This window comes from Sphingopyxis panaciterrulae, from assembly GCF_014199295.1.
GTDB lineage: Bacteria > Pseudomonadota > Alphaproteobacteria > Sphingomonadales > Sphingomonadaceae > Sphingopyxis > Sphingopyxis panaciterrulae.
Genome location: NZ_JACIJH010000003.1, coordinates 138802 through 162876 on the forward strand (window position 1 = coordinate 138802; position 24075 = coordinate 162876).

Consider the following 24075-nt stretch of genomic DNA (forward strand, 5'->3'; position numbering starts at 1 on the left):
TGGCGTGAAGAAGTTGATGATGACCTTGTCGCTCGCCGCCGCGCCGGCGGCCTTCTGCGCCCCGGCGGCCGCCCAATGCGTGACGATCGATCCGGTGGTCGTGCCCGATCTGCGCATCGATCCGCTCGATGCGACCGGACCGGCCCAGGTGATGCAGCCGACGATGCTGAATTTCCGGCGCACCGGGTCCGACACCGCGGCGCCGCTGACCGTCATCTATCAAATCCTGGACGAGGATTCGACAGTCCAGTCGCGGGTCGGGGCGAGCGCCGGCCCGCAGATCGAATGGCGCAGCAACGATTCGGGAAACAATATCGCCGCGTCGCGCAGCGAAGCCTATGCGCTGCTGCGTTCGGCCAAGGTGACGCTCGACCCGACCGAGGCGAGCAAGCAGAGCGGCCTGCGCCTGTTCCTGACCAATTTGCGCGAGGATCTTCCGGCGGGGGTCTATCGCGAGCAGTTCACCTTGCGCTATTGGTGCGATGCCACCGAATTGTCGATGCCCTATGAATCGCCCGGTATCGTGACCGTGACGGTTCAGGTTCCCAACGTGCTGAGCGCCAATATCGCCGGCGCCTCATCTCATGGCGAGATCGACTTCCTCGATTTCGCGGCCCGGTCGCGGTCGCTCGCCGTTTCGGTTCGCAGCACCGGCCGCTATGCGGTGACGGCGCGGAGCCTGAACGGAAGCGCAATGGTGCGTGAAGGCAGCGGCGGCGCATCCGGCGCGGACCGGATCGCCTATGAAGTCCGCTTCGGCGGCCAGCCACTGACGCTCGGTTCAGAAGCAGGGTTCGTCAATCCGCGGGCGGGGCTCGGCGGCGAGCAAATCCCGCTGGAGGTCGAGGTGGAGGATGTATCGGACAAGCGCGCCGGCACCTATGCCGACACGCTGATCCTGACCCTGGCGCCGGTCGCCTAATATTTGGCTTCGATGCGCAAGCCGAGATGGCTGAGCTTTTCGGGATCGCTCCCGACGTCGATGGCAAGTTGCCGGACATGGAATCCCGGCCGGTCCGAATCGGACAACACGGTTTCGCCGCTGTCCGACAGCGGAATGCGATTGGCGTCGATCACGATCGCCGCGTCGGGCACGTCGGTCGGATGCTGAAGGATCACGCGATAGCCGCGCGGCGCGTTGCACAATTCCTCCGTCACGCCGAGATCGACCGTGCCGCCGGTTGACACTGCTCCGATCTGGGGGAACCAGCCAACGTTGCAATAGACCGGAACATGCGCCCGCAGGTGAATGGTCTTGCTGATCTGCCCCGTCGATGCCGGGGTCGCCAGCGTCGTGGCGGCAAGCGCGGCCACCGCAGCAAATCCTTCGTTCAAAAACATGGGCGTGGCTCCGCTTTCATTCGAGGCTCCTTTCTCTAATAGACAATCGTTAATAAGCGGTTCGAACGCGGGCTTTTCCGAAGACCCCGAATATCCATCGCCTATCTGCCTGGAATTCCCGGCACTTCTCTGCACCTGGTACGAGGAGATGCTTGAATTCCCAAAGCGCTCTCCCATCCCGAATGGTCGGTTTCTGGCCGGACGACGGTCCCGGCGCTGTTCCGAAACCGGTCACACCCTGCGCGAAAAGTAACGGGGTTTCGGATACAAGAACCTATTGCGGCCCACGCTGGAGTTAATGTAGAACTCGTGGTGTGGGGGATGACATTGTGTCGGGGAATTCAGCGTTTCGCCTGGATTTGATCGGCTCGTTCCGGCTGGTGGGGCCGGATGGGGCGCGGATTCTAATTCCGTCGAAGAGATCATGCATTTTGCTGGCCATGCTGGCGACGTCGCGTTCGGGCGAACGGTCGCGCCGCTGGCTGCAGGAACGCCTGTGGGGCAGTCGCGAGCGTACCAATTCGCAGGCCAGCCTGCGCCGTGAATTGTCCAATCTGCGGCCGCTGGTCAATATCGGCGATCCGCCGCTGCTGATCGTCAATCATGAAGCGGTTGCGCTCGACCTGAAACAAGTGGTCGTCGACATTCGCGACCCCGATCAGGTCGTCCAGTTGCGCGGCGAATTCCTTGAAGGTATCGATATCGCCTGGGAAGAAAGTTTCGAGGACTGGCTGCGCGAGGAACGGCAGGCGATCGCCGCCGCGCGCGAGGCGGCCGAAACCGGCGCCCTTCCCGTCGGTCCGCGCGACGACCAGACGTCGTCGAGCGGGCGGCCGACCATCGGCATCGTTGTGCATCAGCAGGAACTGCCCGCGCAGCAGATGGAGCGGATCGACGATATCGCCGGCAAGCTCGCCGAACGCATCACCCGCCTGCGATGGCTGCCGCTGATCGGCGCATCGGCCGGTCCGGTTCAGATTCAGGCCGGCGATACGCTGGTGCGCGCGGGACGCCGGCTGGGCGTTGAATATCTGCTCCACTGCCGATCGAGTTTCGGCCGCAGCATCGTCATCGCACTGTCCGAAGCGCGGAGCGGCCGAATGCTCTGGTCGAACCGCGAGGAACTGGGCGATGCCGTTTCGCCCGTGGAGATCGATCGCATCCTGACCGATGTCGTGGCCGCAGTGTCGATGCAGGTCGCGACCGATCAGGAAGAGCGGGTGCGCGACCGCAGCATTCATGACCTGAACGCCGACGAACTGTTGTGGCGTGCGCGCTGGCACATGCGCCGCTTGACCGTAGCCGACCTTCAGATCGCGGATAATCTGCTGGACATGGCGGCGCAGGCCCGGCCGGGCTCAGCAGAAATCCTGATCGAAAAAGCCTATGCGGAAGCATGGAAGCTCTGGGCCGATGGCGAGCCGTTGACGTCGATCGAGACGCTGCGCAGCCAGGTCATGTTAGCTCGCGACACCGATCCTTATGACGCGCGAGCGTGGCTGCTGCTCGGCATCCTCGATACATGGCTCGGGCGCCACGACAGCGCCGCGGCGCTGATGCAGGAGGCGATTACCCTCAACCCCAGCCTGTCGTCCGCCTATGCGCATCTCGGGAGCTGCTATTCGCTGTCGGGCTGTCCCGAGGACGGGCTGGCGATGGTGCGCACCGCACTGCGCCTCAATCCGCTCGACGCCCAGAATTTCCACCAGTTCGGCGAACTGGCGCTCGCGACGCTGATGCTCGGCCACCACGACCGGTCGGTGATCGAAGCCGACAACGCCCTCGCCCGCCGGCCGGGTTATGTCTACGGCCATGTCTTCAAGATTTCGGCGCTGTGGATGATGGGCGAACATGCACGGGCGCGCGAGGCGAGCGCAGCGCTGCTGCAGGTTCGGCCGAACTTCGATCCCGCGACGCTCGAATGGCTACCCTTCAAGGATCGAAGCTGGAACCGGCGGCTGCGCGATACACTCACCGACGCGCTGCAATTCCAGCGCGCCTGAGATCCCAGGGCTAATAGCGGCCCGAGAGCAGGGCGCCGGCGCCGGGAACCCCGGTCGGCAAGCCGAGGCGCGTCAGCATCTGGTGCGCGGTGCAGATCGCGGCCGATACGACCGGCAGGCCGATCGCATCCTCGATCTTTTGCACCGACGGCAGCGAGGGCATCTGGACGCAGGCCGACAGGACGAGCGCGTCGATGCCGGTGAGGTCGAGGCGCTTGTAATGGTCGAGCAGATGGATCGGATCCTGCGCCGCGACTTCCAGATTGTCGGGGATTTCGAGCGCGAGCCAGTCGGCGACCGCGACGCCCTCCTCCTCGATATAGGAGACGACCATCTGCGTGAGCGGCTTCATATAGGGCGCGACGAGCGCGATGCGCTTCGCCTCCAGCGCCTTCAGCCCCTCGATCAGCGCCCCCGCGCTCGTCACGACGGGCGCAGCGTGGCCGTTCTCCACCGTGCACTGGTGGAGCCGCGCCTCGGACACACGGTGATAGCCCTGCCCCATGCTCATGATCGCGACGAGGCAGGCATAGCCGAGGACGTCGACCGCGGCGTCGGACAATTCGAGCGCGCAGCGGTCCGAGTCCGCGTCCATCGCGGCGAGTTCTTCCTTGGTCACCTTCCTCATCCGCATCCGCGACGAGTGGAAAGTGAAGCGCTCGGGCGCGATGGCCTCGCGGGCGCGGAGCAGCGCCGGAATCTCGGTCTCCATCGTGACGTTGGAGCTGGGCACGATCTGCCCGATGCGGATGGGTCGTGCCGTCATGGCGCGCCTCAGACCGCGACGACCGGGTTGCGCAGCATGCCGATCTTCTCGATCTCGCATTCGACGACGTCGCCCGGCCACAGAAACTCCTGCGGATCGCGCCCGGCACCGACGCCCGCCGGCGTGCCGGTCGCGATGATGTCGCCGGGTTCGAGGGTCATCACGCTCGATATGTCGGCGACAAGCTGCGCCACGTTGAACAGCATGAAACGTGTGTTGCCGTTCTGCTTCTCCACTCCGTTGATGCGCGTCTTGAGGCTCAGGTCCTGCGGGTCACCAATTTCATCGGACGTGACGATGCACGGCCCCATCGGCGCGAAGCTGTCCTGTCCCTTCGACACGATCCACTGCCCGGCGCGGCGGCAATCGCGCGCCGAGACGTCGTTGATCACCGTATAGCCGAAGACATGATCGAGCGCGTCGGCCTCGGCGACGCGGCGCGCGGTGCGGCCGATGACGACCGCGAGCTCGGTTTCCCAGTCGAGCTGCTGCGTCACCGCCCCATTGTGGCGGATCGGGTCGTCCCACGCGGCGACCGCGGTCGGCGGCTTGGAGAAGATCACCGGCTGCTGCGGCAGATCCTTCGACGTGTCGAGACTGCGTGCCGATTCCGCGACATGCTCGGTATAGTTGAGGCCGATGCCGAAGATATTCTTGCGCGGCCGCGGGATCGGCGCGAGCAGCGCGACATTGGCTTGCGGCAGCGAGGTGCCGACGAAATCGGCGGTCGAGGCGTTGGTCACCGCCTCTTGCAGGAAGCGCGGCGCGATCGGCCCGAGGTCGATGAAATCGAGCATCGTCGAGGGCAGATCCTGCCCGATCGCGGCACCGAAATATTCGACGTCGACCACGAGCCCGTCGTGGAGAAGGCCGAGCCGCGGTTCGGTCAGGGCCGTGCGATAAGTCACGAAACGCATGGATTTAATCCTGTCTGTTTGCAGTCAGGCGGGCTGGTGGCCGCCATGGTCGGAATAGGGTTCCTCGATCCGGACGCCGAGCGCCTCCATCACGGGGAAATCGTTGAACGAGAAGAGGAAAGCCTCTTCGTTGAGGTCGAGATTGACATGCTCGTGCCACGTCCACGCGGGGACGCAGAAGATGTCGTGCGTCTGCCAGTCGAAACGCTTTCCGCCGATGATCGAATAGCCGCGCCCGCCCGCGACATTATAGACGACATTGCCGGTGTGCCGGTGCGCCTGCCCGCGAAAGCCGCCGGGCAGCATCTGCATATGCGCGCCCATCGTCTGCAGCGCCCAGCCGCCGGTCAGCGGGTTCGCATAGCGCATCATATGCCCGTCGAAGGGCGTCCCGCCCGAAACCTTGGCGAGGTTCCAGAGCGCGTCGCGCACCGCATCCCAGCGATAGACCATCACCGGCGAATAGGGCTTGTCCCATGCCCCGACACCCTCGGGCCGCAAACCCGCGCCGCCATAGCTCAGCGGCAGGTCGTTCGAGGGGAAGGCGGCAGTCTGCGCGGGCTGCTCGTACACCGCGTAGAAATTGGTTTCGAGGCAGTTCATCAGCGGGATGTCGAGCCCGTCCTGCCAGATCGACACCTCGCCATCGGCCGTGACGCCATGGTCGTGCCAGCAGCCGTTCGGGGTCAGCACATAATCATTGGCGCCCAGCGTGATAGGATGCCCGTCGACGACGGTATAGGCGCCTTTCCCTTCCATGATGAAGCGGTGCGCCGAGGCGGTGTGCTTGTGCGCGGGGGTAATCTCGCCGGGGCGCATCGCCTGCATGCCGCTGAACAGCCAGCCGCAGACCGCGACATTCGCGCGCCCCGCGTCGCTGTCGTTGAGCAGGGTGACGACGCGGCGCCCCGCTTCCTCGGGCTTCACCAGGTCGATCGCGCGCAGGCACATCGCGCGCATATCGGCATAGCGCCACAGCGTCGGGCGATAGCGCGTCTCGGGCTCCCACGGCTCGATCGCATTGGCGCGCTTCCAGAAGGCGCCAGCGTTGCGCCGCGCGAGGTCGTCGTAGAACGCCTCGAGTTCGGGCGTGTCGGTGACGCGCGACCGGCCGAGAACGGCGTCGCGCGGGTCGATGGTGGCGGGATGGTCGGTCATGACGCCTTCTCCTCGCTGGGATCGTCCGCGGGCGGGACCTCGTCCACGAACAGGGCCGACGCGCGGGGAGTCCGGTCGACCGTCAGGTTGAAGATGTCGAAGCGGTTATAGCCGCCGACGATGTCGTGCATCAGCTTGGGGCGCACGCAGTCGCCGAGGTCGATCTCGGCATAGACGATGCCCTCGTCGTCGATCAGCGCGTCGCCGATCAGGTTGCCGTGCGGGTCGATGACGCCCGAAAAGGCGCTGTTCGGGCGCGACAGCAATTCGCGGTTCGCCGGTCGGTCGGCGCTCATCGCCACGATGATCTCCTCGCTCACCGTCGAGCAGGCGACGATGGTGAAGACCTTGCCCTCGAAGCTATGCGCGGTGGCGCGGATCTTGATCGCCTCGGCCATATTGTACGACGCGGGCGCGACGAGCAGCGCGATATAATTGGCGACGTGGACGAGTTCGCCCTGCGACAGCAGCGCGAAGCGCGCGAGGGTGTTGGTATTCTCCCCGCACGCGAGCGTGCCGAGCGACCCCACGGGCGTGTCATAGACACGGATCGAGGCGCCGTCGCCGCCCGCCCATGTGAGCTTCTCGGCCCAGGTCGGGACGAGCTTGCGGTGGCGCCCGAGCAGGCTGCCGTCGGCACCGATGATGAGGTTCGTGTTGTAGATGGTGCCGACGCTGACCGGATCGCGCTCGTTGATCCCGATCACCACCGTGCAGTCATGATCGCGCGCGGCGGCGCACAGCGCCGCGACCTCGGGCCCCTCGGCGAGGATCGAGGCGCGATAGAGGCGTTCGTGCCATTCGGCCCCCTCGATCGGAGTCATCAGCCAGTTCCAATAGGGATAGGCGGCGATGAATACCTCGGGAAAGGCGACGAGCTTCGCGCCGTTTCCCGCCGCCTCGGCGATCAGCGCGCACGACTTGTCGACCGTCGCGGCGGGATCGAGGAAGACCGGCGCGGCCTGCACCGCGGCCACCTTCGACTTGGGCAGGAAGGGCATCGACACCTCGCTCATGTCACCGCCGCCCGCTCTTGATATTCGGGCTTGGCCCACGCCTCGGTCGCGCAGACCCTTTCGAGCCGCTCGACCGTCTCGACGATGTCGCGGTAGCGGAGATAAAGCGGCGTCAGCCCGAAGCGCAGCACGTCGGGGGTGCGGAAGTCGGCGATGACGTCCAGTTCCTTGAGCGCCTGGACGATCTCATACCCCCGGGGATGGGCATAGGCGACCTGGCTGCCCCGGCGCGCCGGGTCGCGCTCGCTGGCCAGCGCGAAGCCGTAGCGGGCGCAAAGGGGCTCCATCCGCTCCATGAACAGGTCGCCGAGTGCCAACGATTTGCGGCGCAATTCGCCCATGTCGGCCTCGAGCAGCAGGTCGACGCCCGCCTCGAGCGCCGCGAGCCCGAGCACCGGCGGCGTGCCACAGAGGAAACGCTCGATCCCCGGCGCCGGATCATAATCTTCCTCGAACGAAAAGGGCCGCGCGTGGCCGAACCAGCCCGAGAGCACCGGCGTCGCCGCCTGATGCCGCGCCGCGGCGAACAGATAGGCGGGCGCACCGGGGCCGCCGTTGAGGAATTTATAGCCGCAGCCGATCGCGAAATCGGCGTTGGCGCCGCCCAAATCGACGGGGATGGCCCCGGCGCTATGGCTCAAATCCCAGATGACAAGCGCGCCCGCGTCATGCGCCTTGCGCGTGACCTGTGCCATGTCGCGGACGCGGCCCGACTTATAGTGGACCTGGGTGAGGAGCAGCACCGCGACCTCATCGTCGAGCGCGTCCAGAACCGCATCGGGGTCGGCCGTCACCGCCCTCACCCGCCCGCCCGAAAAGGCCTCGATCCCCTGCATCATATAGACGTCGGTCGGGAAGTTCGTCGCCTCGGAGAGCAGCTTCGCCCGCCCCGGCCGCAGCGACAGCGCGGCGGTCAGCGCCTTGAAGATATTTACTGACGTGGAGTCGGTCGCGATGATTTCGCCGGACGCCGCGCCGAGCAGCCGCGCGATCTTGTCGCCGATCCGGCGCGGCGCGGTCGACCATAAGGCGCCGAGCCATGAGGTGATCAACCCTTCGCCCCACTCCTGAGCGATCACGCGCGCCAGCCGGTCGGCGGTCGCCTTCGGCAGCGCGCCGAGCGAATTGCCGTCGAGATAGATGAGGCCATCGCGGAGCTGGAAGCGATCGCGGAAACCCGCGAGCGGATCGGCCGCGTCGCGTTCCGCGGCATCGGCGGCGAGGAGCGTCCCGGTCATGGCAGATCCCTCAAGATCGCGCGCACCGGGCTCGCGTCGGCGCCGACGATGCGCAGCGGCAGCGCGACGAGTTCGTACCGGCCCGGCGGCACGTCATCGAGGACGAGCCCCTCCAATATCCGCATGTCGGCGGCCTTGACGGCGTGGTGCGCGTCGAGCGTCTTCGACTGTTCGGGGTCGAGCGAGGCGGCGTCGGTGCCGATCAGGCGGACCCCCGTCGCGCCGAGCCGCGCGATCACCTCGCTCGCGATCGCGGTGAAATCGCTATCCCAGCTTTCGTGCGGGAAATTCTCATACGTGCGCAGCAACACCCGCTCGGCGCCCGCGACCGCGTCCCAGTCGATATCGTCCACCTCCACCCGGCCGCGCGCATGGCGGACGTCGAGCAGCACGCACGGCCCGATATAGGGTTCGAGGTCGCACTCGGCCGACGACGCGCCGTCATTGGCATAGTGCAGCGGCGCATCGCCGTGCGTGCCCGCGTGGAGCGGCGTGACCATCGCCCCGACATTGACCGGGCAGCCCTCGCCGATCACCGCATGGCGGTGGAGCGCGAAGGGCGGCTCGCCCGGCCATACGGGCACCGCGGCGTGGAGCGGCTGCGAAATGTCCCACATCCGGCTCATGCGCCCGTCCCTTGAGCATAATCCCCACCCCCATAATCACCCCCTTGGCGCGGCGCGACCATCTCGGTGCGCATCGACCAGAGCTCGGGGAAGAAGCTGAGGTTCAGCGCCTTGACCAGATAATTGACCCCCGACGAGCCCCCGGTTCCCGGCTTGTGGCCGATGACGCGCGCGACGGTCTTCATGTGCTTGAAGCGCCATTCCTGAAAATAATATTCGAGCGCGGTGATCTTCTCGGCGAGCGTGTAGAGATCCCAGTGGCGCTCGACGTCGGTGTAGATGGCGAGCCACGCCTTCTCGACCGCCTCCGACGGCTCATAGGGCTGGGTCCAGTCGCGCTCCAGCCGGTCGGCCGGAATGTCGAACCCGCGCCGCGCGAGCAGCTTCAGCAGTTCGTCATAGAGCGACGGCGCTTCGAAAGCCGCGCGCAGCCGCGCCATCGCCGCCGCATCGTCCTTGTGGACAACCATCATGTCCGCGCGCTTGTTGCCGAGCAGATATTCGAGCTCGCGATACTGCTGCGACTGAAAGCCCGAGGCGCGGCGCAAAAACCCGCGAAAGGTCAGGAAATCATGCGGGGTCAGCGTCGCGAGCACTTCCCAGCTATGAATCATGTGGCGCTGGATCGTCGCGATGCGGTCGAGCCCCTTGCCCGCAAGCTCCAGCCGGTCGGCGCGGATCGCCTCGACCACCAGCCGCACCTCGTGGAGCACCAGCTTGATCCACAGTTCCATCGTCTGGTGCATGATGATGAACAGCATCTCGTCGGGCTTGTCCGACACCGGCACCTGCGCCGACAGAAGCTGCTGCGTCTGGATATGGCGCGCATAGGTCAGGCCATTGTCCCACTGGATCGTCTCGCCGTCGATCTCGGTCTCGAAGATGTCGGTGCCCCCGTCCTTCGTCTGCCTGATCATCGCCGCGTCTCCCCGTTCATGAAGGCCGGTCCCGGCCGGACCGGTTGCAGCGGACCATCATAGGCGCGGTCGCCGGGAAAGGCATCTTCGGGTTCGAGCGCAGCTTCGCTCGCAATCTTCCTGTAAACGCTGGCAAAGTCCGTTTCCTCGGTCGCGCGCAGCAATTCCTCGAAACCCTCGACCACGAAATAGATGCGCTGGAATTCGTCGAAATGATATTTGGTCCGCATCACCCGCTCGATATCGAGCCAGATGCGCCGCGGTTCGGGCGAGGTGAGCGCCGCAATCGTCTCGGCATGGCTCGACAGCAGCCCGCCGCCGAAGGCGCGCAATTCACCCTTCTCGACGACAAGCCCGAACTCGGTCGTATAAAGCCAGAGCCGGCCGAGGAAATCGGACGCGCCCAGCCTTTCGGCGCGCAGCCCTGCCTGACCATATGCGACCAGAAAATCGGAAAAAGCGGGGCTTGCGAGCATCGGGACATGGCCGAAGATGTCGTGAAACATGTCCGGCTCTTCGCTGTAGCCGATCTGTTCGGGCGGCCGCAGGAAATTGGCGGCGGGAAAGCGGCGGTTCGCCAGATGCTCGAAGAAGGGTTCATTCGGTATCCAGCCCGGAACCGCGACGATCTCCCAGCCGGTCGCCGGCTTCAAATGCCTGTTGAGCGCGGCAAAATCAGGAACGCCCGGCGCGACCGACCGCAGCATATCGAGGCCGCGCAGAAAATCCGCGCAGGCATAGCCGCGCAGCGCCGCCAACTGCTGATCGAACAGCGCGCGCCAGGTCGAATGTTGCGCGGGCGTGAATGCCCGCCAGTCCTGGGACATCGTCCAGTCCGCCGCCGCCCCTTCGGGCGGCGCGTCGAAGATATGCGTCGCAGCCACTTCGGCTCTCTCTCCCGGCCTGCCGGAAAGATAGGTTTGTTTGGAACGAACATTGTCCGCAATTTTTCGACGATGATGCACCTGTCCCGACGGCTGTTCCGTAAAATCTCTTCATCATGGACCTATCGTTCTTCGCAATTGCAAAATACTCTGCCCAGAAGAAGGAATTTCGAATCGCAGCAGAACGACCCGGCGCGCGCGACACCGTGCGCCCGATGCAGGAGGCCGCCGCCCATGGACAGACTCGACTGGAAAATCATCGCCGCGCTCGAAGAAGACGGACGCCGCTCCTTCGCCGAACTGGGCGAGACGGTCGGCCTTTCCAAATCGCCCTGCTGGTCGCGGGTCCGCAGCCTCGAAGGATCGGGCGTCATTCACGGCTATGCCGCGCGCCTCGACCCCTTCGCCCTCGGCCTCGCGGTGCAGAGCTTCGTCGAGGTGCGGATCGGCCTCGATGCCCATGCCGATTTCGAAGCCGCGGTGATGGCGCACCCCGCCGTCGTCGAATGCCACACGACCGCGGGCGACAGCGACTATATGCTCAAGATATTCGCGCGGTCGGTCGATCATCTCGACGAACTGCTCCGCCACGACCTTTCCAAGCTGCCGAGCGTGCATCGGCTATCCACCGTTGTCTGCCTGAAAACGATCAAGCGGCAAGGCCGCATCGCCGAATGGGCACGGATGACCGAACAGCAGCAGCGCTGACGGCCGCCGGATAGCCGGCGCTATTCGGCCGGGATAGCCAATTCGCCCGGAAAAATCAGGGTAAATGCGGCCCCTCCCTCCGGATGGTTGGCCGCGGCGATCCCGATACCGAGCGCTTCGGCAAAACCCCTCGCGATCGCCAGCCCCAGCCCGCTGCCGCCATGCCGGTCGCCGCCTCTGCCCTGGGCAAAGGTATCGAAGATCGTCCGCTCGGCGCCTGGCTCGATCCCCTCGCCGCGATCGCGCACGGTCAATGTCACGCTGTCGGGCGTCCGCCGCCCGGCGATGGTGATCGGCCCCGCATTGCCGCCATGTTGAATGGCGTTGGCCAACAGGTTGAGCAGGATGTGATGCAGCAAGCGGGCATCGACGCGGACCAGCGGCAGGCCGGCGGGAACCTGAAAGTCGATGGGATGGCCGCGGAGCAGATCCTTGAGGTCATGGACGACACCCGCGACCACATCGGTCAGGTCCACCGGCTCGACGTCGAGGCGTATCCCCCCGGCATCGAGCCGGACCAGTTCGACCAGATTGTCGAGGAAGCGGCGCAGCCGCGACACCTCTGCGCGCGCGACCGGCAGCGCGGCGGCATCGGGATGCTCCCCCGCCAGCGCCTCGATCGCGGCGGTGATGCCGGTGAGCGGAGTGCGCAGGTCGTGGCCGATCGACGAAAGCAGCGCGGCGCGCAGCCGATCGCGCTCTTCGAGCAGCGACAGGCCGCGCATCTCGTCTTCCAGCCGCAGCCGTTCGTGCGCGTGCGCCGCCTGCCCCACCAATGTCGCCAGCAACGCAGCCTTGTCGGCCGAGACCGGGTCGCGATCGTCGTCGCGCGCGATGCCGAGCACCGCGAGCACGCCCAGCCCGGTCTTGAGCGGATGGAACTGCCAGTCCGACGCAAGCAAGGTGTTCGTGCCGCGTCCTGCGGGCTCTCCGCTGGTCCACGACCATTCGGCAGCCGCCTGATCGACCGGCGAGATCTGCGCGTCGGGCGGCCGCGCCACGACCGGTCGCAACATCCCCTCCCTTTCGATCATCACCACGGCACGGACGCCAAGCAGCCGCGAAACCTCCTCACAGGTGGCGGTGGCCGTGGCGTCGAGGTCGGCGGCGCGCGCCAGCGTCTGCGCGAAGGCGGCAAGCGCGGCGTTTTCCTGCGCGCTGCGCACGCCGATCTGCGCGCGGGTACGCAGGCGCCCCGCGAGATTGCTCGTCACGGCCGCGACGCCGGTCAGCACCAGCATCGTCAGCACGCTCTGCGGGTCGGTGATGGTGAAGCTGTGGATGGGTTCGAGGAAGAAGAAGTTGAACGCCAGCGCCGCGGCGATGCTCGCGAACAGCCCCGGCCGGAGGCCGTACAGCGTCGCGGCGACGATGACGGGAACCAGATAGAGAAGGTCGATCGCGCCGCGTCCGATAACCGGCTCTGCAAGCTTTGCGAGCAGGGTCATCGCGGCGATCAGCAGCATCGCGGCGCCATAGGCCTGCGGCCGCCCCCAGCCCCGCGCCCACGCTCCCCGGCGCCCCTCGGCCGCTGCGAGTTCGGGCGACGGGATGACGTGGATCGCCAGGTCCTGCGAGCCGCGGATCAGGCTTTCGACGACCGACCCGTGGCGCAGTTCGAACCACCAGCTCCGCTGCGACCGGCCGATGACGAGTTGCGTCGCGCGCTGCGCCTCGATCTGGCCTTTCAGCCCCACGATGACATTTTCGGCCGGAATGGTCGCGATCGTCGCGCCAAGCGTCGCGGCGAGCCCCAGCGCGGCGGCGACGCGGCGCTGCGCCTCCTCGTCGAAGCCGCGACTGCGCGGGGTTTCGATATGCACCGCGGTCCACGGGGCATTGAGACCGTCGGCCAGCCGCTTGGCGGTGCGCGCCAGCGCATCCGCACCCGGCTGTTCGCTGATAGCGACCAGGATGCGCTCGCCCGCGGCATAGGTACCTGCAACGCCGCCCGCGTCGAGGTCCTGCAGCATCTGCCGATCGACGCTGAGCGCCGCGCGGCGCAGCGCCATCTCGCGCAGCGCCGACAGATTCGGCTTCGAAAAGAAGTGGCCCAGCGCACGGCTCGCCTCCTCTGGCACATAGACCTTGCCGTCCTTCAGCCGCTCGATCAGTTCGTCGGGCGGCAAGTCGACCAGCTTGATCTCGGCGCCCTCGAAGACGCCGTCGGGCACCGTTTCGCGCACGCGGACGCGCGTGAAGCTCGCGACGACGTCGTTGAGGCTCTCGACATGCTGGATGTTCAACGTCGTGTAGACGTCGATCCCCGCGTTCAGCAGCTCCTCGACATCCTGCCAGCGCTTGGGATGGCGGCTTCCCTCGACGTTGCTGTGCGCATATTCGTCGACCAGCGCGAGCGCCGGTGCCCGCCGCAGCACAGCATCGAGGTCCATCCCGGTCAGGCGGTGGCCGCGATATTCGACCTCGCGGCGCGGGAGCACCTCCATGCCCACGAGCAGCGCCTCGGTCTCGGCGCGGCCGTGGGTCTCGGCGACCGCGACGACGACATCCTCGCCCTCGCGCTTCAGCGCCGCGCCTTCGCCCAGCATAGCAAAGGTCTTGCCGACTCCGGGCGCGGCGCCGAGGAAGATCTTGAGTTGCCCGCGCTCCTCGCGCTTCGCCTGGCGCAGAAGCGCCTCTGGCGACGGTCGTTTTTCCGGCGGCGACGAGGTCATGCCTCCATTTACGCCAGCCGCCGCGGCGCGGCCAAGCGGCAACGCGCAATCTTTATGGAAACTTTATGCGTTTCGCCGGAATCGCCCGCGAAACTTTACGGCGAAGGGGCGTAGCGGCGGTCCCGTACTGACCGGCTCCTCCCGGAGTCCTTTCGCCGGAGACCCTTCCATGTCCGATTTCCTGTGGCTCGGCCTGGCCGCCCTGCTCTTTGCCGCGACGCTCGGCTACGCACGCCTCTGCGATCGGGCCTGAGGATGAACATTCCCCTGATCCTCGCGGGCAGCACGGCGGCGCTCCTTCTCCTCTATCTCGTCGCCGCGCTGCTGCGGCCCGAACGTTTCTGATCGGAGAGCGACTATGACCGCATCCGGCTGGGCCCTCATCCTCCTCTTCATCGCCATCCTCGCGGCGCTCGCCAAGCCGATCGGGCTCTGGCTCTTCGCACTCTACGAAGGCCGCCCCACCCCGCTCCATCGATTCCTCGGCCCCGTCGAGCGCGGCTTCTATCGCCTCGCGGGGATCGACCCGACCGAGGAGCAGGGCTGGCGGCGCTATGCGCTGCACATGCTGCTCTTCAACCTCGCGCTGCTGCTCTTCACCTATGCAGTGTTGCGGCTCCAGGGCGTGCTACCGGGAAATCCGCGAGGCTTCGATGCGATCGGGGCCGATGGCGCATTCAACGCCGCGATCAGCTTCACGACCAACACCAATTGGCAATGGTATGCCGGAGAGGCGACGATGTCGAACCTCAGCCAGATGCTGGGGCTCACGATCCATAATTTCCTGTCGGCGGCAACCGGCATCGCGGTCGCCTTCGCGCTGTTCCGAGGCTTCGCGCGCCGCGAGACGAACGCGCTGGGCAATTTCTGGGCCGATGTGACCCGCGTGACGCTCTATCTCCTGCTGCCGATCTGCATCGTTTATGCGCTCTTCCTGATCGCAAACGGCGTGCCGCAGACGCTCAGCAGTTCGGTCGATGCGACGACGCTCGAGGGGGCGAGGCAGACGATCGCGCTCGGCCCCGTCGCAAGCCAGGAAGCGATCAAGCTGCTCGGCACCAACGGGGGCGGCTTCTTCAACGCCAACAGCGCGCATCCGTTCGAAAATCCCACCGCGCTCACCAATTTCGTCGAGATGCTGTCGATCCTCGCGATCGGGGTCGGCCTGACCTGGTGCTTCGGCAAGGCGGTCGGCGACACGCGCCAGGGTTGGGCGATCCTGACCGCGATGGGCGTGCTCTTCCTCGCCGGCGCCGCCATCGCTTACTGGCAGGAAGCGGCCGGCAATCCGCTGCTCCATCAGCTCGGCGTCGCCGGCGGCAACATGGAGGGCAAGGAGGTGCGCTTCGGCATCGCCGCATCCGCGCTGTTCGCCGTCGTCACCACCGCCGCCTCGTGCGGCGCGGTCAACGCGATGCACGACAGCTTCACCGCGCTGGGGGGCCTAATTCCGCTCTTCAACATGCAGCTTGGCGAGGTCATCGTGGGCGGCGTCGGCGCGGGCATCTATGGCTTCCTGCTCTTCGCGATCCTCGCCGTGTTCGTCGCGGGGCTGATGGTCGGGCGCACCCCCGAATATGTCGGCAAGAAGATCGAGGCGCGCGAGGTCAAACTCGCGGTGCTCGCGATCGCGGTCCTGCCACTCGTCATTCTGGGCTTCACCGCGCTCGCCAATGTGCTGCCCGCCGGCCTGGCCGGGCCGCTTAACAAGGGGCCGCACGGCTTCTCCGAAATCCTCTACGCCTTTACCTCGAGCGCGGGGAACAATGGCTCGGCCTTCGCCGGCCTCTCCGCGGGCACGCCCTTCTACAACCGCCTCACCGGCATCGCGATGTGGCTCGGGCGCTTCTTCGTGATCGTGCCCGTGCTCGCGATCGCGGGCAGCCTCGCCGCAAAGCGCCATACTCCAGCAACAAGCGGCTCCTTCCCCACCACCGGGGGGCTGTGGATCGGGTTGCTCATCGGGATCATCCTGATCCTCGGCGGCCTCACCTTCCTCCCCAGCCTCGCTCTCGGCCCCGTCGCCGATCATCTCGCGATGATCGACGGCCGGCTCTTCTGACGGATCTCCGATATGACCGCACCCACCTCGATGTTCAGCGCCGCCCTCGTCGTTCCGGCGATGCGGGGTGCCGTCGAAAAGCTCGACCCGCGCGCACTGATCCGCAACCCGGTGATGTTCGTCACCGCGTGCATCGCGCTCTTGCTCACCGCGCTGCTCGCGATCGACGAACCCGGTCTGTCGCTGGGTTTCCAGATTCAGCTCGTTCTCTGGCTTTGGCTCACCGTGATTTTCGGCACCTTCGCCGAAGCGCTGGCCGAAGGTCGCGGCCGCGCGCAAGCCGCCTCGCTCCGGGCGACGCAGGCCGAACTGAAGGCCAAGCTGATGCTCGGCGTCGGCGACACCTACGAGATCGTTCCCGCAAGCCAGGTCGAAAAGGGAGAGATCGTGCTCGTCGAAACCGGCGACCTGATCCCCGCCGACGGCGAGGTGATCGCGGGCGTGGCCTCGGTCAACGAGGCCGCAATCACGGGCGAAAGCGCGCCGGTGATCCGCGAGGCGGGCGGCGACCGCAGCGCGGTGACCGCGGGGACGCGCGTCCTCTCCGATGGGATCAAGGTGCGCGTCACCGCCGAACCCGGCCAAGGTTTTCTCGACCGCATGATCGCGCTCGTCGAAGGCGCCGAGCGGCGCAAGACGCCGAACGAGATCGCGCTCACCATCCTGCTCGTCGGGCTGACGATCATCTTCCTGATCGCTGTCGCGACGATCCCCGGCTTCACCGCCTATGCAGGCGGCGCGGTGCCCGTGGCACTGCTCGCCGCGCTGCTCATCACCCTCATTCCGACGACCATCGCCGCGCTGCTGTCGGCGATCGGCATCGCGGGGATGGACCGCCTCGTCCGCTTCAACGTGCTCGCCAGGTCGGGCCGCGCGGTCGAGGCGGCGGGCGACGTCGACGTGCTGCTGCTCGACAAGACCGGTACGATCACGATCGGCGACCGGCAGGCCAGCGAGTTCCGTCCCCTGGCGGGAGTCGATGCCGGCGCGCTCGCCGATGCAGCCCTGCTGTCGAGCCTCGCCGACGAAACCCCCGAGGGCCGCTCGATCGTGGCGCTGGCACGCGAACGTTATGCGGTACGCGCCGCCGCGCTGCCCGCAGGGTCAAAGGTGATCCCCTTCACTGCCCAGACGCGCCTGTCGGGCGTCGTCGTCGCGGGCGTGACGATCCGGAAGGGTGCGGTCGATTCGGTGCTGCGCGCGCATCCCGCGGCTGGAACGGGGCCCGCCACCGCTGAGCTGCGCAAGATCACCGAAGAGATCGCGCGTTCGGGCGGCACGCCGCTCGCGGTGGTCAGGGACGGCCGCCTGCTCGGCGCGATCCACCTCAAGGACGTCGTCAAGGCGGGCATCCGCGAGCGTTTCGGCGAGCTTCGCAACATGGGCATCCGCACGGTGATGATCACCGGCGACAACCCGCTCACTGCCGCCGCGATCGCGGCGGAAGCCGGAGTCGACGATTTCCTCGCGCAGGCGACGCCGGAGGACAAGCTCGCGCTGATCCGGCGCGAACAGGGCGAGGGGCGGCTGGTCGCGATGTGCGGCGACGGGACCAACGATGCGCCCGCACTCGCACAGGCCGACGTCGGCGTCGCGATGAACACCGGGACGCAGGCCGCGCGCGAGGCGGGCAATATGGTCGACCTCGACAGCGATCCCACCAAGCTGATCGAGATCGTCGGTCTCGGAAAACAGCTCCTGATGACGCGCGGCGCGCTCACGACCTTCTCGGTGGCCAACGACGTCGCCAAATATTTCGCGATCATCCCCGCGATCTTCGTCGCCATCTATCCGCAGCTCGGTGTGCTCAACGTGATGGGGCTGTCGAGCCCGCAAAGCGCCGTCCTCTCGGCGATCATGTTCAACGCACTGATCATTCCGGCACTCGTACCGCTGGCGCTTGGGGGCGTGCGCTACCGCCCGATGGCGGCGAGTCCGCTGCTCGCGCGAAACCTGTCGGTCTTTGGTCTCGGTGGGCTCGTTGCGCCCTTCGCTGGCATCAAACTGATCGACCTTGCCGTTTCCGGCCTCCATCTCGCCTGAGGAGCTTTCCATGCTTTCCGACCTCGCATCGGCCGTTCGCCCCGCACTGGTGTTGACCCTGCTCTTCGCGGCGTTGCTCGGCGTCGCCTATCCCCTCACGCTCACCGGTCTGGGTCAGGCGTTGTTCCCCGCCCAGGCAAACGGCAGCCTGATCCGCGACAACGGCAAGGTGGTCGGTTCGGGATTGATCGGCCAGAGCTTTGCGAGCGACGTCTATTTTCACGGCCGTCCCTCGGCCGCGGGCGCCGACGGCTATGATGCCGCAGCATCGGCGGGGTCGAATCTCGGCCCTACGAGCCTCGTGCTCGCCGGTCGCGTCTCCGCCGACATCAAAAGCCTTTCCGAAACGGCACCGGGCCGCCCCGTCCCGCCCGACCTGGTGACGACCTCCGCCTCGGGACTCGATCCCCATATCAGCCCCGAGGCGGCCTTTTTCCAGGTCGACCGTGTCGCGGAGGCGCGCAATGTGCCGCAAGCAGACGTCCGTCTGGTCGTGGAACAGGCGATCGAACGCCCGTTGGCGAGCTTTCTGGGCGAACCGCGAGTCCATGTCCTGCGTCTCAATCGCTCGCTCGACGCCCGGTTCGGACGGCAGTAAGACGCGCTTGTGCCGCAGACCGCGAAAATCCTGATCGTCGAGGACGACATGCATATTCGCCGGTTGCTGCGCGCGACGATGCAGCGCGCCGGGCACACCGTCGTCGAAGCGGCGGATGCGCGCCAGGCGATCGCGCTGCTCGACATCGAACGGCCCGATATCGTGCTGCTCGATCTCGGGCTCCCCGACCGCGACGGTCTCGAACTCATCGAGCCCGTTCGCCTGCGGTCGGCGGCAACACTCATCGTCGTTTCCGCACGCGAAGACAGCGCCGAGAAGGTCGCCGCGCTCGATCTCGGCGCCGACGACTATATCACCAAGCCTTTCGACACCGACGAACTGCTCGCCCGCATCCGCACCGCGTTGCGTCATCAGCGCGCGGCAGCGGACGGGGACGAGATCGGCGTGGTCGAAACCGGCGCGGTACGGATCGACCTCGATCACCGCCGCGTCTTTCGCGACGATATCGAGGTCCATCTGACACCAAAGGAATATGCCGTCCTCGCCGAACTTGCCCGCCGGGCGGATCGCGTGCTCAGCCACGCCCAGTTGCTGAAGTCGGTATGGGGGCCGGCGCACGCCGACAAGGTCGAATATCTCCGGATCGCGGTGCGAGGGCTGCGCCAGAAACTCGAAGTCGATCCGTCCCAGCCGAAACTGATCATCAACGAGTTGGCCGTCGGCTACAGGCTACGCCAATGACCCGGATCATCGACCGCTCTCAATCGGCCCAACCCTTGTCGCGCGCGACGCGCTCGGCGGCGGCATCGAGCGGGGCACCCGCCATCATTGCAGCCGCATCGGCGGCCAGATCGCCCGACGCGGCCTGGCGATAGGCTGGGCGCGTCTCGCCGCGCAGCGTTCGTTCGAGCGTCCAGCGGCTTCCCTCGCGACATCCGATGCCGGCAAGGCCGTCGCCTTCGAAGCTACGGCAATAACGACCTGTCTCGTCGCGAAAGCTGAGGCCAATGCGCACCGCAGCATCGGCGGGCTGATTCGAGGCAAGCTGTGTATCGAGGGCCTCGGCCAGCGTCCCCGACGCGACGAGTGCGCCGTTCGCATCGACGACCCCGGCGGCGGGCATCCACGGACGAAGGCCGATCGTCAGCCCCAGCACCAGCGACGCCGCGATCGCGCCCCAATGGATCGGCGCGAAGCGTGCGCGCCTCGCCTCGCGGCGATCGGCCAGGCTGGTATCGACCTGATCGTCGACCAGCAGCGCCCGCAGTCTTTGGGGGGGCTCTTCCTCGGCAATGGGAGCGAAATGCGTCGTCAGCCGTGCCTTCAGTGCGCGGTGGCGCGCGATCTCGGCCGCCAGCGCAGGATCGCTTTCGGCCTCGCGCGCGATCCGGCGGGCGGTCAGATCGTCGAGCTCGCCATCGACGAAGGCCGCGACGGTGGCGGGGTCGAATGTCATGCCGCCTCTCCCAGCAAATGCATCAGCGTCTCGCGCCCGCGCGCGAGGCGCGAGGTGACGGTGCCGATCGGCACCTCCAATATCGCGGCGGCCTCGCGATAGGCATAGCCTTCGACAAGCACGAGCATCACCACCTCGCGCTGCTCGTCGGGCAGGCGCGCCATCGCGCCGTCCACGTCGCCGCGCAGTGCGCCGGCCTCGACCTCGGCGGCGCCGTCGCCCGCGATCTGCGTGATCGCATCGTCGATCGGGGTGTGAACGCCGCGCCGGCCCGCGGCGCGGCGCTCATCAATCCAGAGGTTGCGCGTGATGCGGTACATCCAGCTATCCAGTCTTGTCCCATTCTGCCATTGATCGCGTGATTTCAGGGCGCGTTCGATCGCCGCCTGGCACAGGTCGTCGGCATCGCCGGCGCTTCCTGCCAGCCCGCGCGCGAAGCGGCGCAGGCGGGGCAGTAGTTCGACCAGTTGCTCTTCGAAGCGCATCGCCCTCCTTTTCGGCCTGTTCGAAGGAAGAAACGACAGCCTATTATCGTTTCTTCCGCATCCTGCTAAATTTTTCCGGAAAAAAGACCCGTGCGAGCCATGCGATGACATATTGGACGCCCCTGCTCTCAGCCCTCCTCTGCCTCCTGCCTGCCGGGATGGGACCGCCCGCCGCGGCGCAGATCGCCTTGCCGCCGATCCAGCTTCCCGACGCAACCCGCACGCTGCCGCCGCTCCCCGACCTCCGCGCCGAGCCCCTGATATCGGTCGTCGACCGCCTGGCGCAGGGCCGTCTCGACCGCATCGCCGCGCTGCTCCACGACCGCCACGAATACATCGAACGCGACGAACAAGGCGAGCCCGCCGTGCGCGGGGTCCTCGTCGCGAGCGGGATCGACTCGACGATGATCGCGCGCGCCGCGGACGCAGGCTTCGCGCTGCTCGACCGCGACCGCATCGAAGGGCTGGGCCTCGACATCGCGCGCTTTCGCATTCCCGAGGGACGCAGCCTCGGACGCGCCCGCAAGCAGCTCGCGAAACTGCTCCCTGAGGCAGAGGTCGACGTCGATAATATCTATGCCGCGAGCGGCGCAGCAGGCGGTGCGCTTTCACACGCGACGCTGGCAGCGGCAAGCAGCGGCGGCGGCACCACAACCCTGGGGCTGATCGACGCCGGCGTCGCGGCGCACCCGTCGATTGCGGGCCGCATCGAACAGCGCGGATTTGCACAGGGCGCGCCGACGCCCAGCCGCCACGGCACGGCGGTCGCCTCGCTCCTCGTCGGGAGCGGCGCGGTGCGCGGCGCCGCGCCGGGACAGCGGCTGCTCGCCGCCGACGTCTATGGAACCGATCCCGCGGGCGGCAGCGCCAGCGCGATCGCGCGCGCGCTCGGCTGGCTGGCCCAGCGCGGGGTCGCGGTCGCGACGATCAGCCTCGTCGGCCCCGACAACAAGTTGCTGGCAGCGGCCGTCACGCGGGCGCAGCAGCGCGGCATGTTGATCGTCGCGGCGGTCGGAAACGACGGGCCGGCCGCGCCGCCCGCCTATCCCGCATCCTATCGCGGCGTACTCGCAGTGACGGGCGTCGACGCGAAGGACCGCCTGCTGCCCGAAGCGGGCCGTGCGCTCCATGTCGATTTCGCCGCGCCCGGCGATGATGTGCTCGCGGCAACCGGCACGGACAGCAGGGACCGGCTGCGCGGCACCTCCTTCGCGGCGCCGCTCGTCGCCGGCCGGCTGGCGCTTCGCTATCCCGCGCCCGCGGTGGCGCGTATCGGCCCTGCCATTGCTGCGCTCGTTCTCGAGGCGCGCGACCTGGGCCAGAGGGGCCGCGACAAAATCTATGGCCACGGCCTGATTTGCGGCGACTGCGGCGGGCGCTGACTCCCCTCGCGCTTTTTTTGGAAGAAAAGCGAAACCACCATCGTTCTCTCCCCAGGTCCGCCCCCTCCGGACCGCGTTTCAGGAGAAGGACAATGACGCATCGTATCTTCCTCTCGGCCACCGCGCTCGCCGCGGCGACGCTGGCATTCTCAGCCCCCGCCTCGGCGCAGCTTCTCGGCGGCAGCGGGGGTCTGGGCGGCGGTCTCGGCGGCACGTTGGGCGGCACGCTCGGCAACCCTACCGGCCCCATCGGCAGCACGCTGGGCACCACAGGCGACCTGACCGGATCGGGCCGCGGCGACGCCCATATCGACCGCCGTTCGGGCCGTGTACAGGGCAAGGGCAGCGCCAACGCCCATGGCCGCGGCTCGGCGGACGGCCAGGGCGATCTACTGGGCCAAACCATAGGCGGCAGCGCGAGCGGATCGGGCGATGCTTCGGGCAGCGGCAGCCTCGACGCGCAGGCCGTCGGCACCGATTTCGTCGGCCAGACTGCGCGCGGCGCCGTCGGCAGCGTCCGGGGCGCCGCCTCATCCGCCGCCGGCGCCGCTCGCGGCACGGTCGGGACTGCCCGCGGCTCTGCAGGTCAGGCGCTGTCGAACGTCTCGGGCAGCGCCGACGCGACCGGCTCGGCCGCGGGCAGCTTCCAGGGCAGTCTCGGTCAGCTTGCCGCCGCAGGAACCGGCGCGGCAGACGGCGCGGGCATGTTCGCGATCGAACCGGGCATGGCGGTCACCGACGCGCGTGGCAAGGTGATCGGCCATGTCCAGGAACTGCGGCAGACGGGACGCGGCGTCGTCGAAACCGTGACGGTCGAGGTCGGCAACCGCGTCGCCACCCTTCCCGCCGCCAGCTTCACCGGCTCGGGCGACGTCCTCGTCACCGGCATGACCAAGGGCCAGCTCAAGGACACCGCCGAACAGCAGGATGCTCGCGCCGGGCGCCGCTGAACGACAGGATCGGAAATGAAGGAAGGATGCGCCGGCGCTTGGGCCGGCGCATTTTCCTTGGATAAATCTCCCGAATCCCTTCTTGGTACAGGCTTCGTCCCATTCCTCCATTGGCTTGGCGCTCCGGCTTCTTTACGCCGCAATAACCAATCAGGGGGTTTCCGATGAAAAGCCGTATCTTGCCCGTCTTCGCCGCCGCCGCGCTCGCCGCGCTTCCTGCTATTGCGCATGCCGATGTCATCAAGCTTGACAGCGGCGACGTCGGCAACAGCTTCACGGTCGATTACGACGGCTATACCGGCAGCGGAACGATCGACGGGCTCGCGTCGCAGATCGTCTTCACCCTGACCGGCACGACGGACAACAGCTATACGCTCAGCTACGCGGTGGCGAACACCTCGGACACTCCGATCACGGGTTCGCGCGTTTCGGGCTTCGGCTTCAACACCGACCCGACCATCAGCGGCGCATCGAGCACCGGAACCTATACGGTGACTGCACTCGATTCCAACGTACCCAACGTCGGCACGGTCGATGTCTGCTTCAAGGGCGGCGGCGGCACCAACAGCTGCGCTGGCGGTGGCGGCGGCGGCGTCAGCCTGGGCGATTCGGGCTCTGGGTCGCTGACGCTCTCCTTCTCGTCGCCCGTGACTTCGCTGACGCTCAGCGATTTCTTCACGCGCTATCAGTCGATCAGCGGCGCCGGCTCGACAACCTCGGCGGTCGGCAGCGGCACGATCAGTTCGTCCTCGGGCGGCAGTTCGGGCGGCACGCCGGTTCCCGAACCCGGCATGTTCGGCCTGTTCGCGCTGGGCGTCGGCGCCTTGATGTTCCGCCGGCGGCGCAAGTCGGCGCCTGCGCCGCAACTCGCGATCGCCTGATCCGGATC

At 67.1% G+C, this 24075-nt stretch carries 23 protein-coding genes; 11 read left to right on the top strand and 12 right to left on the bottom strand.

Going from position 1 to position 24075, the window contains the following annotated elements; translation table 11 throughout:
* Nucleotides 1–4 precede the first annotated feature (4 nt).
* Nucleotides 5–922 carry a hypothetical protein gene (locus FHR21_RS07245; RefSeq protein WP_184096766.1) on the top strand — a complete coding sequence of 306 codons (918 nt, stop codon included), beginning with the start codon at nucleotides 5–7 and terminating at the stop codon, nucleotides 920–922.
* On the opposite strand, the gene FHR21_RS07250 is transcribed toward FHR21_RS07245, so the two are convergent.
* Nucleotides 919–1314: a hypothetical protein gene (locus FHR21_RS07250; protein ID WP_184096768.1), complete on the bottom strand. Its 396-nt coding sequence runs from the start codon at nucleotides 1312–1314 to the stop codon at nucleotides 919–921. The two genes, FHR21_RS07245 and FHR21_RS07250, sit on opposite strands and share 4 nt — an antisense overlap.
* A 467-nt stretch (nucleotides 1315–1781) precedes the next feature.
* Between FHR21_RS07250 and FHR21_RS07255 the strand changes: the two genes are divergently transcribed.
* Entirely contained in the window at nucleotides 1782–3344 is a 1563-nt protein-coding gene (locus tag FHR21_RS07255) for a hypothetical protein (protein WP_184096770.1), read from the top strand.
* 10 nt (nucleotides 3345–3354) lie between these two features.
* On the opposite strand, the gene FHR21_RS07260 is transcribed toward FHR21_RS07255, so the two are convergent.
* The 8 genes from FHR21_RS07260 to phhA are packed head-to-tail and all read right to left on the bottom strand — an operon-like array spanning nucleotide 3355 to nucleotide 10866.
* Nucleotides 3355–4110, bottom strand: coding sequence for a maleate cis-trans isomerase family protein (locus tag FHR21_RS07260; protein WP_276569253.1), 756 nt, complete (start codon nucleotides 4108–4110; stop codon nucleotides 3355–3357).
* Nucleotides 4111–4118: 8 nt separating this feature from the next.
* Nucleotides 4119–5027, bottom strand: coding sequence for a fumarylacetoacetate hydrolase family protein (locus tag FHR21_RS07265; protein WP_184096772.1), 909 nt, complete (start codon nucleotides 5025–5027; stop codon nucleotides 4119–4121).
* Nucleotides 5028–5051: 24 nt separating this feature from the next.
* The gene (locus tag FHR21_RS07270) at nucleotides 5052–6185 is read right to left on the bottom strand and encodes a cupin domain-containing protein (protein WP_184096774.1); all 1134 of its coding nucleotides are present in this window, start codon (nucleotides 6183–6185) and stop codon (nucleotides 5052–5054) included.
* Nucleotides 6182–7201, bottom strand: coding sequence for a carbon-nitrogen hydrolase family protein (locus FHR21_RS07275; RefSeq protein ID WP_246427103.1), 1020 nt, complete (start codon nucleotides 7199–7201; stop codon nucleotides 6182–6184). The genes FHR21_RS07270 and FHR21_RS07275 overlap by 4 nt, the downstream gene beginning before the upstream one ends.
* Entirely contained in the window at nucleotides 7198–8439 is a 1242-nt protein-coding gene (gene kynU / locus FHR21_RS07280; protein ID WP_184096776.1) for a kynureninase, read from the bottom strand. The genes FHR21_RS07275 and kynU overlap by 4 nt, the downstream gene beginning before the upstream one ends.
* A complete protein-coding gene (gene kynB, locus FHR21_RS07285) occupies nucleotides 8436–9065 on the bottom strand; it encodes an arylformamidase (RefSeq protein ID WP_184096778.1) in 630 nt (209 codons plus the stop codon). The genes kynU and kynB overlap by 4 nt, the downstream gene beginning before the upstream one ends.
* Entirely contained in the window at nucleotides 9062–9982 is a 921-nt protein-coding gene (locus FHR21_RS07290) for a tryptophan 2,3-dioxygenase (protein WP_184096780.1), read from the bottom strand. Before FHR21_RS07290 ends, kynB begins: the two co-directional genes overlap by 4 nt.
* Nucleotides 9979–10866: a phenylalanine 4-monooxygenase gene (phhA, locus tag FHR21_RS07295; RefSeq protein ID WP_184096782.1), complete on the bottom strand. Its 888-nt coding sequence runs from the start codon at nucleotides 10864–10866 to the stop codon at nucleotides 9979–9981. Before phhA ends, FHR21_RS07290 begins: the two co-directional genes overlap by 4 nt.
* Nucleotides 10867–11100: 234 nt before the next feature.
* Between phhA and FHR21_RS07300 the strand changes: the two genes are divergently transcribed.
* Nucleotides 11101–11574, top strand: a complete 474-nt coding sequence (locus FHR21_RS07300) for an Lrp/AsnC family transcriptional regulator (RefSeq protein ID WP_184096784.1) — start codon at nucleotides 11101–11103, stop codon at nucleotides 11572–11574.
* Nucleotides 11575–11594: 20 nt separating this feature from the next.
* Here FHR21_RS07300 and FHR21_RS07305 read toward each other — a convergent pair whose 3' ends face one another.
* The gene (locus FHR21_RS07305) at nucleotides 11595–14249 is read right to left on the bottom strand and encodes a sensor histidine kinase (RefSeq protein ID WP_184096787.1); all 2655 of its coding nucleotides are present in this window, start codon (nucleotides 14247–14249) and stop codon (nucleotides 11595–11597) included.
* Nucleotides 14250–14504: 255 nt separating this feature from the next.
* On the opposite strand from FHR21_RS07305, the gene kdpF reads away from it, so the two are divergent.
* Genes kdpF through FHR21_RS07330 form a run of 5 tightly spaced genes read left to right on the top strand, consistent with a single transcriptional unit; the run spans nucleotide 14505 to nucleotide 19654 of the window.
* Nucleotides 14505–14594: a K(+)-transporting ATPase subunit F gene (gene kdpF, locus FHR21_RS07310; RefSeq protein WP_184096789.1), complete on the top strand. Its 90-nt coding sequence runs from the start codon at nucleotides 14505–14507 to the stop codon at nucleotides 14592–14594.
* A gap of 13 nt (nucleotides 14595–14607) precedes the next feature.
* Nucleotides 14608–16311 carry a potassium-transporting ATPase subunit KdpA gene (gene kdpA / locus FHR21_RS07315; RefSeq protein WP_184096791.1) on the top strand — a complete coding sequence of 568 codons (1704 nt, stop codon included), beginning with the start codon at nucleotides 14608–14610 and terminating at the stop codon, nucleotides 16309–16311.
* A 12-nt stretch (nucleotides 16312–16323) separates the two neighbouring features.
* A complete protein-coding gene (gene kdpB, locus FHR21_RS07320; RefSeq protein WP_184096793.1) occupies nucleotides 16324–18354 on the top strand; it encodes a potassium-transporting ATPase subunit KdpB in 2031 nt (676 codons plus the stop codon).
* 10 nt (nucleotides 18355–18364) lie between these two features.
* Nucleotides 18365–18952 (top strand): potassium-transporting ATPase subunit KdpC, encoded by a 588-nt coding sequence (kdpC, locus tag FHR21_RS07325; protein ID WP_184096795.1) that lies wholly within the window; start codon nucleotides 18365–18367, stop codon nucleotides 18950–18952.
* Nucleotides 18953–18961: 9 nt separating this feature from the next.
* Entirely contained in the window at nucleotides 18962–19654 is a 693-nt protein-coding gene (locus tag FHR21_RS07330) for a response regulator (RefSeq protein ID WP_184096797.1), read from the top strand.
* A gap of 19 nt (nucleotides 19655–19673) precedes the next feature.
* Here the strand turns inward: FHR21_RS07330 and FHR21_RS07335 are convergent, their stop codons facing one another.
* Both FHR21_RS07335 and FHR21_RS07340 read right to left on the bottom strand, forming a co-directional pair.
* Nucleotides 19674–20369 carry an anti-sigma factor family protein gene (locus FHR21_RS07335; RefSeq protein ID WP_184096799.1) on the bottom strand — a complete coding sequence of 232 codons (696 nt, stop codon included), beginning with the start codon at nucleotides 20367–20369 and terminating at the stop codon, nucleotides 19674–19676.
* Nucleotides 20366–20854, bottom strand: a complete 489-nt coding sequence (locus tag FHR21_RS07340; protein WP_184096801.1) for an RNA polymerase sigma factor — start codon at nucleotides 20852–20854, stop codon at nucleotides 20366–20368. Before FHR21_RS07340 ends, FHR21_RS07335 begins: the two co-directional genes overlap by 4 nt.
* A gap of 158 nt (nucleotides 20855–21012) precedes the next feature.
* On the opposite strand from FHR21_RS07340, the gene FHR21_RS07345 reads away from it, so the two are divergent.
* From FHR21_RS07345 to FHR21_RS07355, 3 genes are all read left to right on the top strand, one after another.
* Nucleotides 21013–22236 carry a S8 family serine peptidase gene (locus tag FHR21_RS07345; protein ID WP_246427104.1) on the top strand — a complete coding sequence of 408 codons (1224 nt, stop codon included), beginning with the start codon at nucleotides 21013–21015 and terminating at the stop codon, nucleotides 22234–22236.
* A gap of 92 nt (nucleotides 22237–22328) precedes the next feature.
* The gene (locus FHR21_RS07350) at nucleotides 22329–23186 is read left to right on the top strand and encodes a hypothetical protein (protein ID WP_184096805.1); all 858 of its coding nucleotides are present in this window, start codon (nucleotides 22329–22331) and stop codon (nucleotides 23184–23186) included.
* Between the two features lie 164 nt (nucleotides 23187–23350).
* A complete protein-coding gene (locus FHR21_RS07355; RefSeq protein ID WP_184096807.1) occupies nucleotides 23351–24067 on the top strand; it encodes a cistern family PEP-CTERM protein in 717 nt (238 codons plus the stop codon).
* The last annotated feature ends 8 nt before the right edge of the window (nucleotides 24068–24075 follow it).